Below are 15,119 nucleotides of genomic sequence, written 5' to 3' on the forward strand. Positions count from 1 at the left end.
AAGGCAAAGCAAAGTAAAGAACGATGTTCGTATTATCCGATACGGAGAAGACTTAGAAAGGAGTTTACCGACTTCTTCACACCCGGAAAAAATCCGATCTTATGAAGTAGCGGATTCCACCAACCTGTGGTAATACAAAAATACGTATCGTATGGAGCCGTATGATGTATTTTATGATGCTCCGGTGAAAGTATCCAACGCTTTTTTTGCATATATCGAATGAACTTGTTAGGCTCATCTTGATGGGCCCATTTGTGGATTTGGTTCGTAAAAAAGATCCCGACGAGAACTAGAATCCAAAATGTTCTCGCCCAAGGGAATTTTCCGCTCTCTAAAGGAGCAAAAAAACAGTACAGGAGAATAGGAAGAGAGATTAGACAATTGTTTCCGTTAGTCTCTATGAAATCATGTCGGGTGATTCCTTTAGGATCCACATGATGATCACGAAATGGAAAAATAAAAGCAGGACCTATATAAGGAGTAAATTCGTTCCCGAAACTATCTCCTAAAAAATGAACAATGCCTGAAAGAAAATCAGCGGTAATATAAGCTGAGAATAAGAGAGCTACAAGTTCGAATAAGAAAATCCATGGAGAATCCTGCAGAACCGACAACGATAATATTCCAAACTCATACAAACATAGCCCGGAAAAAACTAGGAACAAAAGTATACTTAGAACTTCCACGAGTCTATGGATCTTAAAAGGAGAAGGGAACAAAATTTTCAGGAAGTTCATGGTTCTTATTTATACTATAGCTCTCGGTTTGCAAAAATTTTTTTACCTGATCCTTGATTACGGTAAAAAAAGACCCTTTCGAAAACGATACATAAGAGATAGATCTATTGAGAATTTAGATATTTCGGATTAATCAAATGTTCTCGCATACTTGAATTTTATTCGGATTTTTAAATCCCGCTTTTCAATCTTGCGCAAGAAATTCTTAATTGAAAGTCCACGGCATTAAGAATGATTCTACGACGTCTTAAAAGATTGATTTATCCTCCATTATCAGCCGACCCCGAAAAAGACGTTTCGATCAAACTTCTTTATGGCCTGATGTATGTCACCTTCGCAGTTGCGGTCTCATATCGGATCATTCATCCACTTATTTCTGAAAAACCGAAAAACGTTTATTATTCCTTCTATCTCATTCCGTCTGCTGTGATCCTTTGCCACCTTCTTGCTAAATCGGGAAGGGTAAAATTAGGCGCACATATAATGATCTTCTTACAATGGTTAGCACTTTGTATTGTGTCTATGAGAGAAGGTGGAGTGTATGCCACATCATTCTCTCAGTTTATGATCATTATAGTGCTTGCTTCTTTGATATTGGGACAAGTTGGAGCGTTATTCTACACACTATTATCTTTCTCTACAGGTCTCTTAAGTATTTATCTGAAATCCAAGGGAATGATACCGGCTCCAAATTATCCTGTAGGAGAATGGTCTGCATTCATAGGAAATTCCGTAGGCATATTTATGGCCTGGATCCTAATGAAATTTGGTTTATCAGGATTATCTAAAATAAGAGAAGAATTATCTAGAGCCCAGATCGACGCGAAGTTAGGAGGGATTACTCTTAATTTGGAAACTAAGGAAGTAACCTTATCCAAAGAATATCGTATCATGTTGGGAGATAAAACTGCGAAAGAATCTACTACAATCCTGATGGATCAATTTTTGGAGAGATATGTAGACGGAGATAATAAGGAAAAAATTGTATCAGAACTTGCAGAAGGAGCAAAACATTTTAACGATCCTTCTTATTCCACAGAATTTATTTTTAGAACCAAGGGAGATGATGGGAAAACCAGATATATTTTGGCCAAAGGTAAATATAAAGATTCTGTAATTGGTTATGGAACCGGCCAAGATATCACAGAAAAACATATTGCGGGAGAAGAGATCAAAGCGAGTCAGGAATTGTTCTCCAAAGTATTCAAGCTGAGTCCCTATGCTACTTCTATCTCAAACTACGAAGATGGAAAATATGTGGATATCAACGATGGTTTTACTGAATTACTCGGTTATACAAGAGAAGAGGTGATCGGTCGTACTAGTGTTGAGCTAGGCATCTGGTTAAGTTCCGACGAAAGAGAACATTTCAAGGAAAAGATCAAAAAAGACGGATTTTTATATAATGAAGAAGTAACATTCAGAGCCAAGGATGGACGTTATATCCAAGTGGAATTTTCCACTCGATTCACTGTGATCGATGGAGAAAAGCGTATGATCAATATGGTAAAAGATATTTCTTCTAAAAAAGAAGCGGCAGAATTAAGGATCCTGAATAATGAGATTTCCTCCCAGAACGAATTAATCGCAAAACAAAAAGCGGAATTAGAGTCTACGCTTGAATATCTTCAAAAAACCCAAAACCAATTGATACTTTCCGAAAAAATGGCATCTCTAGGACAGTTGGTTGCAGGGATTGCACATGAGATCAATAATCCTATTGGAGTCATCCGAGCGGCTAACGAGTCTGTCAAAAACCATTTCGATCGTGTCTTAGATAGAATGCAAGAGGCCGCTTCCGTTTTGGAAAATCTTGGCAATGAAGCCAAATTAGAATTCCAAACCTTATTAAAAAAAGGAAGAGCTTACCAGGAAATTATTCCTCCAAAGGTAGTAAGAGCTAAAACAAAAATTCTGGAATCTAGACTGAAAGAACTCGGGATCTCAGAATCTAGAAATATAGCAGAAGGTTTGATAGAAGCAGGCCTGGAAGAAGCTCTGGAAGATTTCCCAAAACTATTCATCGGAGAAAAAATCCAACATATTATCCAATATGCATTGGATGAGATCCAAGCAAGTAGAAGTTCCAAATTGGTGGATATGTCCGTAGACAGAACTTCTAAGATCGTTTATGCACTTAAGAACTTTTCCCACTTCAGCAATGGTGGACCGAAAGCTCCTGTGGATATCAGGGAAAGTATAGATACTGTTCTCACCATCTACCAAAATCAATTGAAGTCAGGAATAGAGATCATAAAAGAATATGAGGCAGGAATTCCTATCGTCCCAGGATATTCGGACGATCTATTGCATGTTTGGACTAACCTGATCTATAATGCGGCACAAGCGATGGCCTTCAAAGGGATCCTAAAAATAAACGTAGGTGCTGGAGGTGGAAAAGATCATATCTGCATTAAGATTTCGGATAACGGGCCTGGGATTCCGGAATCGATACAAGAAAGGATTTTCGAGCCATTTTTCACAACCAAGGCCCCGGGAGAAGGTTCCGGATTAGGATTGGATATAGTAAAACGTATCGTTGAAAACCACGGCGGATCTATCGGATTCGAAACTTCTCCGAAAGGAACTGCATTTTTAGTAATCTTGCCTCAGTGAGTTTTCTTTTTCAGAAATTTTTCTATCTTAGGACGGATCACGTAATGACAATAGGGCTGTCCAGGATTTAGTCTGAAATAATTTTGATGATAATTTTCACCCGGGAAAAATTTTTCTAAGGCAACGATCTCAGTTACTATAGGAGAAGCGAACTTAGGATCTGCTTCGGTTCTGGAAGCTTCCGCAATTTCTTTCTGGGATTGATTTTCGTATAAGATGATACTTCTATACTGAGGCCCTTCGTCATTGCCCTGTTTATTCCTGGTAGTAGGATCATGTGCTTCCCAAAAAATTTCTAAAATGTTTTTGTAGGATATCTTACTTGGATCGAATCCGACTCGAATTACTTCCGCATGCCCTGTCAATCCAGTGCAAACCGATCTATAATTTGGTGCAGGATCATGTCCGCCCGCATATCCGGAGACAATGGATTCTACCCCATCCACCAATTGGTAGATTGCTTCGACACACCAAAAACATCCTCCACCTAAAACTGCGTATTCCAGATCTTTTTGTTCTGACATTCCATCCTCCTTTCTTATTAGATTTGATTCCGCTCGGAAAGTCGTATCTCGGAAACATTTTTCCGAGTTTCTTTCGAAAAAACGTAAGCGCTAAGCCGGGACTGAGACCGGGACGGGTATGAAGTTCAAACTAATATTAAACCCCAAACCTATCAAAAGTAAATCTTGGAAGGTAAAATCTCCCAGAGAATCCATGCCAGTATGCACCCTGATTCTACCTGATAAACTATATAAAAATTATCTGAAAACGTGGAGTGGATCCAGGCCGGGAGCCAGATGTTTAAAGGATTTATTGGAATTATACGGACCGGATCTTAAATTCCAAGAAAAACTAAATCCGGATTCTGCTCTGATGATGTACCAAAAAAAAGAAGAAGGTAAACAGAAAGACTGGAGCCGCCTGAATTTCCGGCCGGATATAGAAGATTGGAACCTTCTGGGAAACTATGCAAGAAAACACGGAGTTTCCAAGTGTTACTTGTTTACGTTTTTATTAAGTAGATACTTTTCGGGTACTCCATTGCAGGAGTTTTCCCAAAAGAAGAAGGTGGCCTGATCGAAAATTAATCCCTGCTACGGATCGGATGGATAGGTTGTCCTGAACTTAATTTTGCGATCTCATCTTCTACAGAAACCAATCTTTGGATTGTTGTATTAAGAAGGATCGAAAAAAATTTAGGATTCGTTTGTCCGATCCGATAGAACATTTCCTGATCCAAGATCCCTATTTTTGCTTTTTCAGTGATGACTCTTGCGGTAGCGGCTCTCGGTACATTATTGATTAATGCGATTTCCCCGAAAAATGCTCCCGGTTCCAAATTTCGAATTACTCTTTCCTCTCCATCGTAAGACTTTCTGATTTCAAGAGCTCCAGTGAATACGAAATACATCATTCCATTGGAAGGATCCTTTTCTCTAAAAACTTCTTCGCCGGCTAGATAGGTTTTAACGGATACGTTATTAATGAATTCTAAAATATTAATTCCCATCTTATGATTCCTTATTTCCAGCAGCTTCAGCTGGAGTTTCTTCCCCAGCAGTTTCGGAGTCAGTGACTTCAGAAGTTTCTGAAACTTCCGATTCCTTCTCGGCAGCCGGTGCTTCTGTAGCTTTGGATTCTTCTTTTTTATGGATCTCTGTATAAAGATTTTCCAGTTTCATCTCTGCTCGATTCAGTTTTTCGAAAGTGTTTTTAAGAAGTAAAAGAAGGAATTGAGGACTTGTTTTTTCCAGTTTTTCGAAAACACCTTTATTCAGGACGCCCACCTTTGCAGAAGGAGAAAGAACTTGGACCGACATAGCTCTGGCTCTTCCTGAAATCAAAGCGATTTCTCCGAAAAATTCTCCAGGAAAAACTTCCTTAATAGATTTATCTCCTGAGTCCGGGCGATTTTTGCTGACCTTTAAATGCCCCTGGAATAGGAAATACATGTTTCCGTCGGACTCTTCTCCTTCTTTAAATATGAAGGAATCTTTGGGATAGACCCGGGTAAAAACGCTATGAACGAAGTCCAGAATGGTCGGCATTTTATGTAAGACGGGAAAAAATCCACAGATCCAGATCGGATCTAAATTTTTTCAAAAATCGTTTTTAACGATCTGTTTTAAAACGCCGTTCGACCAGGTTTTAGTCGAATCCGTCCAAACTAGCTAAGGTGAGGAATGAGAGCATAAAACTTATATAAACTATAATTTGAAATACTGCCGAAAAGATTAAATAAACGGATCTGAATTTTAAGCCAATTGTTTTAGTCAGAAAATTTTCCCAGGTTGCTACAAGTAAGATCGGAACAGTCATAAGAAGTTCCGGAATACTAATTTCGGTCTTGAATAAACTTCCTAATTTGGATCCAACTAAAAATAGTACAAGACTCACAACGCTGAAGACCAAAGCTTTTATACTTCCTAAACCTTCTTGAGCGGTTGAGAATTTTTCCAGGAATAAGTTTCGAAAGGAAGCCAATCCTGCATTATATATAATTAATACTGTAATAACGAGCCAGATCAATCCTAGGATTTCGGTGTTTGTAGCAGATTCTTGGCTCCTATTAATGGGAGAAGAATAAGTGATCACAAAAATGAATATCGATATGGCGGATATTATGGATAAAATAAAAAGAATTAGAACAGGGTTTAAAATTTTGGACTTCAAGTGCGCCTTCCGATTTCGGAAAGGATCTAAATCTCTCTATTTTCAGGCAAGGAAAAGATAATATTATAAAATAAGACCGCCTATTTTAAGTAAGGCGGCAAATGTACATAACGCTATGAAAAAATTATTATACGTAGAGTATAATAATTCCAAAACTTGGATTCGATTTTCAAATTCCTTTTCTTAAGATTAAGAAGGAAAGTCCTTGTCTGTCCAATAGAACCGAGTGAAAGGATTTATAGGTATTATATTCTAAAATCGCTAGGTTCTTGGTTTGGTCTGCGGCCGCATTCAAAGAGAATGGAATCCAAGGTTTAAACTGATTGGTCTGGATCATTCCGAACTCTGATTGGTTGACGCCTGAAAGAACTGGGATCGGCTTTTCTATAAAAGTGGAAAGCCCGGAAGAAAACGGAAAAAGCGGAGCGGAATCTAAACCAGGAGAATAGATGATCGGCTCGATCGGAGCTACTAATCCATTATCTGCAAGTACTGCGATGTCTAGGTCTGATAAATGTCTGAGTACATCTCCCACCTTTCCCCCAAGCAAATTATCGGAGAATAAAGAACGTGCAGCGCCTAATAGAAGTAAATCGATCTCTTTACTCTTTGCGATCTCTACTATCCCCGGGACAATCCAGTCGGAAGGAAATCCTACTGTTTCAAAACTGAATTCTGAACCGGCAGCTTCTTCTCTAACTGCTTGGAAAATTTCATCTTCTTCTAATATAGGAAATCCTTCGGATTTGGATTCTACCGAAACAACGTGTAACGCTACTATGGAAAGATTATCTTTGGACTTAGAGAATAGCGCCCTTGTTAGCCCGAAAAGTTTTGCTCCCATCTTGGGGTTGGCAAACGAAATTAGAACTTTCATTTTCGCCTCCTAGGCAATAATTTCCCCGGAACTATTTCACTGGATGAAAAAATCCCGAGGTCAGAATGAGCCGGGAAGATTGGGAGGGACTCCTGTCTTCTCTCCATGCTTACGAAGTTAGCTGACGGGCTAGGAAAGAGAGATTTCCCCCGCGAGAACGGTTAGCCCCAAAAAATTGGTTCCTCCGCTCCGACTTCTGTCGGATTAAGCAGACTCGGAACGAAGTGTAGCTAGAAAAACTGATTTGTCAAGTAGTAGATTGAAGTGATTATGTAACGACTTCAAGACGAGAGAGATATAGGCTAAGGTTTAATTTAGGCCGGTTTTCTTTTTCGGAACAACCAAGTGGTTGGAACCAAATACATTAGGATTAATATCACAAATCCTGCGATACTCAGCCAAACGTTTATAAATGCGAGTAGAGTTACAAAAGAATAAATGTAAGGGCCTTTTATAAAATGTTTAGAGATCACTTCTATTTCTGCGAGGCTCGCTTCCGGGTTTCTCAGATATTCTTTCTTAACTCCGTATCTCCAGACTAGATTAAAAGGAATTCCTCCTAAGGCTACCCAACCTCCATAGATCAAAGCAGCAATTTTAGAGTTATCATTGCCCAGAAGAATGTATTCTCCTAACATTTCGGAACAGAAAGGAATGATGATTATATTCAATAAAAGTAAATTGTTTAGGATAGTTAAATTATGATCCACATACTTGACGTATCTAAAAATAGTATGGTGATTGGTCCAGACTACAGTGATGATCATAAAGCTGATCAAAAAACTTAAATAGGCAGGCCAAGCTTCTCCCAATGCAACCAATAGATTTTTGGTGCCGATCTGTTCCGGACTAGGAATTTTTATTTCAAGTGCCATTAGAGTTAAGGCTATGGAAAAGATTGCATCACTATAAGCCACGGTGCGTCCCGATTCGGTCAAAACAGGTGCAGGTGGTGAAGTTTCGTTAGTCGTGATTTGTTTTTTTGTCTTAAGTTTTTTAGCTACCATCGTTTTCCTAAAAGCCGGGTTCCCCCGGCATTAGTCGATTACTTAAGATAGGAACAGCAATAGTCGCTGAGCTTTTTAACGTTCAGTTTGAATTTGGAATTTGCAGGAACTTCAAAAGATTGTCCTCCTTTGATCTCCTTCCATTCGGAATTTCCGGGTAGTTGTACCAAAAGTTCCCCGTCTAAAATTTCCATAATTTCTTTATCGTCGGTTCCGAACTCGTATTCCCCAGGCATTAAGATACCTAGTGTCTTTTTTTCCCCATTGGAGAATAATACAGTTCTACTAGTGACCTTTCCGTCAAAGTATACGTTTGCTTTTTTGATTACTGTTACGTTCTCGAATTGTTGCATTTTATAGAATCAAGCTCCGAAACTAAAATTTAGAACGGAGCTTTTAACGATACCAAATAATTTCTTATTTGGAGATCAACCAACGCATTCCATCTTCTCTGGAAGGAGTATTGATTAAATCTATATTACCCGCTTTTAGGGATTTAGTATCGATAGAAAGTTCTGAAAGTACCGACTGTGGGATGACGATAGCGATCTTTTTTAAAGTAGTGGCCATTGCTTTCGGGAACCAGGTTTCGTTTACCCAAGTCTGTGCTTCCGCAGAAACGATTCCCATATTAGAAGTATCTGCCATCCATTTGGTAACTTGGAATTCTTTTACAAGTTCCAGGCCCTTCTCCAACATCTCCCGATAACCTTCATAGCTGAAATTTTCCGTCCAGACGATCTCTACTAGATCATACTTTTTAACGTAATATAATTTTCCGATTGCGGCAGTGAACTTGAGCTCATGAGTTTTAGAATCCAGGACCTTCTCGGTAGCTTTTGTTTTGCTCGCGATCTGGAACATTCCTACGGTACTTCCGAGTTTGTTTGCAGTATTAGATATTCCTAAAATTCTCTCTGCTAAGGTATCGCTGTTCTCCGAATTATTCATTGCCAAATTGCTGATAGAAGAAACCGAATCCACAACTTCTCTTGTTGCGGTGTTATGTTCTGTTACTGCGTTTCGGATCTCGTCGGAACGTTTGAATACGAAGTCTGCTTCCTTTAGGACTGAATTTCTGAGTTCTTGTTGGGAGTTGACCGCCGATCTGACTTCTTTGATCTGAGTGGACATTCTATCTATGGTTTCTATAATTTCTTGGATCTCTTTTGTGGTGAGCTGGATTTTTTCCAGACCTTGGGTCATATCATCTTGGTTCTTCTTTACTAATTCGTTGATACTTCTTACACTAAGAGCTGTTCTTTCTGCAAGCTTAGAAACCTCGTCTGCAACTACTGCGAAACCTCTTCCTGCGTCTCCCGCTCTTGCAGCCTCGATGGATGCGTTAAGCGCTAACATGTTTATTTTTTCGCTGATGTCTGCGATATTCCCGATCGTCTTGGTAATCTCTTTGGAACTTTTGGAAAGATTGTCTATGGCCTGTCCCATATAAGTCAAGGATTGGGAACCCTTCTCCGCACGTTTAGAAATATCCTCGAAGGAAACTAATGTTTCGTCCACCTGACCTTTCGTTTTTTCGATCGCAGAAGAAAGTTTTTCCACTTCAGAAACCAAATTGCTCATGCTGTTTGCATTCTCGCCCGCAATGGAAGATATCGAAGTAGCTACTCCTGAAATTTCTTCAATTGATGCGGAAACTTCTTCCGTGGCCGCCGATTGGGATTGTATATTGGAACCGAAGTCCAAAACCACGGTTCTCATATCTCCGGAGTCCTGGGAAAGTGTATCCGCTGTGCTTCGGATCAAACCTATTAGCTCCGATTGGCCTTGGAGCATTCTGTGAAAACTTTCGTAAAAATCAAAAAGTAGATCTTTTGAATTTGTTTCTATTCTCGCAGTTAGATCTCCCTTGCTGACCTTCTTGAATGAATCTTGTATGGTTTGGAATGTGCTAGCAAGCCAGGTCCCAGAGAAAATTCCCATACATAAGGAAAAGAAAACTCCAACTCCACCAGAGATATAAGCTGCAAATCCGAACTTCTCGGCAGGAAGAATTCCTAAAAAGTAAAATGTTCCGAGTATGGACCCGAGGACCAAAGAAGTGAAAATAGTATAAGAGATAAAATAATAGAGCCTAAGTTTGAATAACATCGAGATTCCTTTTTGTATAAGACGTAGAGCTTATTTTGGAACCAATTCTAAGTCAGTCTTAAATTGAGGAAGAATCTAAATCCTTGGGTCCTTCTTCCTTGCGAGAGAAATCTTATGCGGAGAAGTTCGGGGGTTTGAAAATCAATTTTACATCACTTATGGGATATATTTTGTCACTTTTTTCTATCAGTCGCCCTCTGCGGCTGCTTAAAATCCAAAATTCTTGACTTTTTTGGAATCTCCGGGAAACTTGAGAGGTGCTTTAGCACTCTAACTTGCAGAGTGCCAATAAGAATCGATATGGAACTATCCCAAAGACATAGGATGATCCTAAAGGCCACTGTGGACGAGTTTATCCAAGAGAACCGTCCAGTTGGCTCTAAAACCTTATTCGACAAACATGATATAGGTTTGTCGCCGGCTTCTATACGTACTGTTTTAAAAGAACTGGAAGAGATGGGATATCTTGCATCTCGCCATACTTCCGGGGGACGGATTCCTACAGAGATTGGTTATCGATTCTATGTGGATTCTTTAGTGGTCCTTTATGAGTTAACGATTAAGGAAAAACAAAGGATCCAAGAAGAATACCTGAAGATGCAGTTTAAACTGGATCAGATCCTGAAGGCAACTGCGAGCGTTCTAGCAAGTCTTTCTAATTCTGCGGGTGTTGTCTTGGGGCCTGCCAAAAGTTTGGACACTCTCAAACATGTGGAATTGATCCATGTTCACGGAGACGAGGTCCTCATGATCATGGTAATGAGATCCGGGGCGGTGTTGAACCGTAGTGTATTCTTGGATCGGAATTATAGCCAGGAAGAATTATACCAGATCTCAAAGTATCTGAACGATAACGCGAAAGGTTATGACATGTTCGAGATCCAGGAAAAAGTGATACCTTCTCTCTTATTGAGAAAAGATGGACCATTAGATTTTTATAAAGTGTCCGGAGTGATCTCTGCCGCTATGACGCCAGATAATTCGGAAGTGTCTTTATATATCGACGGTCTCAAGAACTTATACGGAAGATTTAAGGATGAAGAGGAACAACTCAACCAGGTTCTCTCCCTACTGGATGATAAAAGATTCCTCACCGGAATGTTTGGGGATTATTCTGAACACGATGGAGTGTATACCGTCATAGGAAAGAATGGGGACGGAAGAATGGGCGGAGTCAGCATCATTACTTCCGGATATAGAATGGGAGAAAAAAGGATAGGCGCTATGGGGATCATAGGTCCTCAGAGAATGGATTATCATAGAGCGCTTCCACTTGTGGATTTTACTTCGAAGCTAGTTTCGGAGATGATCACGCGTATTAGTAAGTAGTAATGAACTATGCAAGGAAATGATAGAGAGATGAGTCAAGAAGAAGCGGTCGCAACGCCAACCGGAGAGAATTCGGATGATTCCCAAAAGCCGGAAAGCGTAGAGGAAACTTTACGTAAGGAATTGGATATTGCGAAAAAGGAGATCGAATCCCTAAAAGATTCTTGGACCAGGGAAAGAGCCGAGTTCCAGAATTATAAGAGAAGATCTGCACAAGAATTTTCTAATATTAAAAGAGAAGCGGTCAAATCTTTGGTAACGGAGTTTTTGAATCCGATCGATAATTTGGATCGTGTAGGTTCCGGTGTAAATGTTACGGAAGAAGTAAAACCTTTCGTGGACGGAGTGGCAATGATCCTGAAGGAATTTTATTCCATATTGGAGAGATCTAATGTGTTTAGACAGTATCCTCAGGGGGAAACTTTCGATCCAACTTTGATGGAAGCATTATCTTCCGAAGAAGGGGACCAGTATCAGGAAGAAACCGTGATCGAAGTCTATCAGGCCGGGTTCTATATTAAGGAAAACGAAGATAAGTTCTCCTTAAGACCCGCAAGAGTAAGGATCGGGAGACCCAAAGCTTAAGGCTTCGGCTGTTAGGCGCAATGACGCCTTGAATAGAACGAAATAAATCATGAATAACCGCCAAGGGAAGGACTCCGAGGGCGGAAGGAGAAACTAAAATGTCAAAAGAGAAGATTATCGGAATCGACTTAGGGACCACAAACTCCTGCGTTTCCGTAATGGAAGGTGGAGATCCGGTTGTAATCCAAAACTCCGAAGGTGCTAGAACTACTCCGTCTATCGTTGCTTTTACCGCTAAGGGAGAAACTTTGGTAGGCCAGTTTGCTAAGAACCAAGCAATTACTAATGCGGTGAATACTATTCGTTCCGCGAAAAGATTTATAGGACGTAGATTCAACGAGACCGAACAAGAGATGAAGCACGTTTCCTATAAAGTGATCAAAAGTGGAAACGACGGATTAAAATTCGAAACTGCTACTGGAGAGTTCACCGCTCAAGAGATATCTGCTCGTGTTCTTCAGAAAATGAAACAAACTGCAGAAGATTATCTTGGTCAAAAAGTAACAAAGGCAGTGATCACAGTTCCTGCTTATTTCAATGACGAACAACGTCAGGCTACTAAAGACGCAGGTAGGATCGCAGGTTTGGAAGTGGAAAGGATCATCAACGAGCCTACCGCTGCCGCACTAGCTTACGGTTTCGATAAGAAGAAGAGTAACGCAAAAATTGCTGTTTACGACTTGGGAGGAGGAACCTTCGACGTTTCTATCCTGGAGTTGGGGGACGGAGTATTCGAAGTAAAATCCACCAACGGTGATACTCACTTAGGTGGGGACGATTTCGATATGGTCATCATGGAATGGATGATCGAAGAATTCAAAAAACAGTACGGGATCGATATCTCTCAAGATAAAAATACCGTTCAACGTTTGAAAGAAGCTGCGGAGAAGGCGAAGATAGAACTTTCCGGAACCATGTCTACTCAAGTGAACCTTCCGTTCATCACTGCTGATGCAACCGGACCAAAACACTTGGATATGAATCTTACAAGAGCTAAGTTCGATCAGTTGACCAGTCGCTTGGTGGATAGAACTCGTATTCCTTGTGAGAACGCGTTACGTGACGCCGGCTTAAAAGCTTCCGACATTGACGAAGTGATATTAGTGGGAGGATCCACTCGTATCCCTGCAGTACAGGAACTTGTAAAAGGAATTTTCGGAAAAGAACCGAATCGTTCCGTAAACCCAGACGAAGTAGTGGCAATCGGTGCTGCTATCCAAGGTGGAGTTTTAGCGGGAGAGGTTTCCGACGTTCTTCTTTTGGATGTAACTCCACTTTCACTCGGTATCGAGACTTTGGGTGGCGTGATGACCAAGTTGATCGAAAGAAACACTACGATCCCAACTAAAAAATCTCAGGTGTTCTCTACTGCTGCGGATAATCAAAATGCAGTGTCTATCCATGTTCTCCAAGGAGAAAGAGATATGGCTGCAGGTAACCGCACACTCGGAAGATTTGATCTAATCGGAATTGCACCTGCGCCTAGGGGAGTTCCACAAATCGAAGTTACATTCGATATTGATGCGAACGGTATTGTGCATGTTTCTGCAAAAGATTTAGGAACCGGCAAAGAACAAAAGATACGTATTGAATCTTCTTCTGGACTAAGCGAAGACGAGATCTCTAAAATGGTAAAAGACGCAGAAGCTCATGCTGCTGCGGACAAAGCCGCTAGAGAACTTGTAGAAGCTAAGAACGAGTTGGATACGATCACTTATTCTTTGGAAAAAGCGATTACAGATGCTGCGGACAAACTTTCTGACAGCGAAAAACAATTGGCGAATGACGAGATCAAACGTGCAAGAGAAGCGATCGAATCAGGTGATATCGGTCGTATCAACGCTGCGAAAGAGTCCATCACTAAGAGGGCTTCGGAAATAGGTACGAAAATTTATTCCCAAGGTGCTCCAGGTCAGGAAGAAGGTCCAGGACCTAACGGTGCGGGACCAGGAGAAGGCGCAGACAATTCCCAAGCTAAGGGAGAAAAGGTCGTGGACGCCGACTATACCGTAGTGGACGATGAGAAAAAGTAACTAAGACATGAGTGACAAAAGTTACTACGATATCCTCGGAGTTTCCAAATCCGCGACTGATGAAGAGATCAAGTCTGCGTATCGGAAGTTAGCTATTAAATATCACCCTGATAAGAATCAGGGTGATAAAGCAGCTGAAGATAAATTTAAGGAAGCTACCGAGGCCTACGAAGTTTTAAGAGACGCTAATAAACGTCGCATGTACGACCAGTACGGCAAAGCCGGAGTGGGTGCAGGTGCTCAAGGCGGTTTCGGCGGAGGAGCATACACTGACTTCTCCGATATCTTCGGTGATTTTGGAGATATTTTCGGCGACTTCTTCGGGGGAGGAAGAGGTGCTGGTGGCGGTGGATCGCGTAGATCCGGTCCTCAACGTGGCTCAGATCTTCGTTATAATCTAGAAGTTTCCCTCGAAGACGCTGCTCTAGGCAGGGAATATAAAATTGAGATCCCAAGATTAGAAACCTGCGTGGATTGCGGAGGCTCCGGTGCGAACAAGGGAAGTACACCTTCTACTTGCCCGGATTGTGGGGGCTCGGGACAGATCCGTAGAACTCAGGGATTCTTCTCCGTGGCGACTACATGTGGGACTTGTCGTGGAAAAGGTACAATCATCTCTAATCCATGCAAGACCTGTCATGGACAAGGCCTAGTAGAAAAAAGGCGTACCATCAATATTAAGATCCCACCTGGTATCGAATCCGGCAGCAGATTAAAAGTTTCCGGAGAAGGGGAAGCAGGGCCTAACGGCGGTCCTCATGGTGATCTATATGTGGTAACACATATTAAGAAACATGAATTATTCGAACGACAGGCAAATGACTTAATCTTAAATAAAAAGATCAGCCTAACGCAAGCAATCTTAGGCGGGGATATAGAAGTCCCAACTATAGATGGCAAAAAGGTTAAGATGAAAATTCCGGAAGGAACCGAGTCAGGCCAAGTGTTCCGTTTAAAAGGTCATGGTATTCCGTATCTAGGCGGATATGGAAAAGGGGACCAACACGTGATCGTTCGTATAGAGATCCCTAAAAAACTGACCAGGCGACAAAGAGAATTGATCGAAGAATTTGCTCGAGAGTCCGGAGAATCCGTTTCCGGTTCCAAGGGTAAGATTTTTACCAATAAGTAATATCCACAAAAAGGA

Annotated in this window: 15 protein-coding genes and 1 riboswitch; of the genes, 6 read left to right on the forward strand and 9 right to left on the reverse strand. The window is 40.9% G+C overall.

Annotation, left to right across the window (positions count from 1 at the left end; translation table 11 throughout):
- Nucleotides 1-32: 32 nt before the first annotated feature.
- A complete protein-coding gene (locus tag CH365_RS03375) occupies nt 33-737 on the reverse strand; it encodes a fatty acid desaturase CarF family protein (RefSeq protein WP_208861153.1) in 705 nt (234 codons plus the stop codon).
- Nucleotides 738-968: 231 nt separating this feature from the next.
- On the opposite strand from CH365_RS03375, the gene CH365_RS03380 reads away from it, so the two are divergent.
- Nucleotides 969-3,353, forward strand: coding sequence for a PAS domain-containing sensor histidine kinase (locus CH365_RS03380; RefSeq protein WP_100767199.1), 2,385 nt, complete (start codon nt 969-971; stop codon nt 3,351-3,353).
- Here CH365_RS03380 and msrA read toward each other — a convergent pair.
- Nucleotides 3,347-3,877, reverse strand: a complete 531-nt coding sequence (gene msrA, locus CH365_RS03385; RefSeq protein ID WP_100767200.1) for a peptide-methionine (S)-S-oxide reductase MsrA — start codon at nt 3,875-3,877, stop codon at nt 3,347-3,349. The genes CH365_RS03380 and msrA overlap by 7 nt on opposite strands.
- A gap of 118 nt (nt 3,878-3,995) precedes the next feature.
- Here msrA and CH365_RS03390 point away from each other — a divergent pair, with 118 nt between their 5' ends.
- Nucleotides 3,996-4,433: a DUF1564 family protein gene (locus CH365_RS03390; RefSeq protein ID WP_100767201.1), complete on the forward strand. Its 438-nt coding sequence runs from the start codon at nt 3,996-3,998 to the stop codon at nt 4,431-4,433.
- A gap of 7 nt (nt 4,434-4,440) precedes the next feature.
- On the opposite strand, the gene CH365_RS03395 is transcribed toward CH365_RS03390, so the two are convergent.
- The 7 genes from CH365_RS03395 to CH365_RS03425 all read right to left on the reverse strand — a co-directional run bounded on the left by CH365_RS03395 (nt 4,441) and on the right by CH365_RS03425 (nt 10,025).
- A complete protein-coding gene (locus CH365_RS03395) occupies nt 4,441-4,866 on the reverse strand; it encodes a cyclic nucleotide-binding domain-containing protein (RefSeq protein WP_100767202.1) in 426 nt (141 codons plus the stop codon).
- Between the two features lies 1 nt (nt 4,867).
- Nucleotides 4,868-5,404, reverse strand: a complete 537-nt coding sequence (locus tag CH365_RS03400) for a Crp/Fnr family transcriptional regulator (protein WP_100767203.1) — start codon at nt 5,402-5,404, stop codon at nt 4,868-4,870.
- Nucleotides 5,405-5,504: 100 nt separating this feature from the next.
- Nucleotides 5,505-6,029 (reverse strand): hypothetical protein, encoded by a 525-nt coding sequence (locus CH365_RS03405; RefSeq protein ID WP_100767204.1) that lies wholly within the window; start codon nt 6,027-6,029, stop codon nt 5,505-5,507.
- Between the two features lie 169 nt (nt 6,030-6,198).
- The gene (locus CH365_RS03410; RefSeq protein ID WP_100767205.1) at nt 6,199-6,906 is read right to left on the reverse strand and encodes a universal stress protein; all 708 of its coding nucleotides are present in this window, start codon (nt 6,904-6,906) and stop codon (nt 6,199-6,201) included.
- 92 nt (nt 6,907-6,998) lie between these two features.
- Nucleotides 6,999-7,127, reverse strand: a riboswitch (cyclic di-AMP (ydaO/yuaA leader).
- A gap of 93 nt (nt 7,128-7,220) precedes the next feature.
- Entirely contained in the window at nt 7,221-7,913 is a 693-nt protein-coding gene (locus tag CH365_RS03415) for a TMEM175 family protein (RefSeq protein ID WP_100767206.1), read from the reverse strand.
- A 38-nt stretch (nt 7,914-7,951) separates the two neighbouring features.
- Entirely contained in the window at nt 7,952-8,266 is a 315-nt protein-coding gene (gene ppnP / locus CH365_RS03420) for a pyrimidine/purine nucleoside phosphorylase (protein ID WP_100767207.1), read from the reverse strand.
- Between the two features lie 64 nt (nt 8,267-8,330).
- The gene (locus CH365_RS03425) at nt 8,331-10,025 is read right to left on the reverse strand and encodes a methyl-accepting chemotaxis protein (protein WP_100767208.1); all 1,695 of its coding nucleotides are present in this window, start codon (nt 10,023-10,025) and stop codon (nt 8,331-8,333) included.
- A 300-nt stretch (nt 10,026-10,325) separates the two neighbouring features.
- Here CH365_RS03425 and hrcA point away from each other — a divergent pair, with 300 nt between their 5' ends.
- The 4 genes from hrcA to dnaJ all read left to right on the forward strand — a co-directional run bounded on the left by hrcA (nt 10,326) and on the right by dnaJ (nt 15,104).
- Nucleotides 10,326-11,354 (forward strand): heat-inducible transcriptional repressor HrcA, encoded by a 1,029-nt coding sequence (gene hrcA / locus CH365_RS03430; protein WP_100767209.1) that lies wholly within the window; start codon nt 10,326-10,328, stop codon nt 11,352-11,354.
- A 9-nt stretch (nt 11,355-11,363) separates the two neighbouring features.
- A complete protein-coding gene (gene grpE / locus CH365_RS03435) occupies nt 11,364-11,939 on the forward strand; it encodes a nucleotide exchange factor GrpE (protein WP_425268531.1) in 576 nt (191 codons plus the stop codon).
- Between the two features lie 98 nt (nt 11,940-12,037).
- Entirely contained in the window at nt 12,038-13,972 is a 1,935-nt protein-coding gene (gene dnaK / locus CH365_RS03440) for a molecular chaperone DnaK (protein ID WP_100767210.1), read from the forward strand.
- Between the two features lie 7 nt (nt 13,973-13,979).
- Nucleotides 13,980-15,104 (forward strand): molecular chaperone DnaJ, encoded by a 1,125-nt coding sequence (gene dnaJ, locus CH365_RS03445; RefSeq protein ID WP_100767211.1) that lies wholly within the window; start codon nt 13,980-13,982, stop codon nt 15,102-15,104.
- Nucleotides 15,105-15,119: the final 15 nt, after the last annotated feature.

Origin of the sequence: Leptospira neocaledonica (assembly GCF_002812205.1) — a bacterium.
Taxonomy (GTDB): Bacteria; Spirochaetota; Leptospiria; order Leptospirales; family Leptospiraceae; genus Leptospira_B; species Leptospira_B neocaledonica.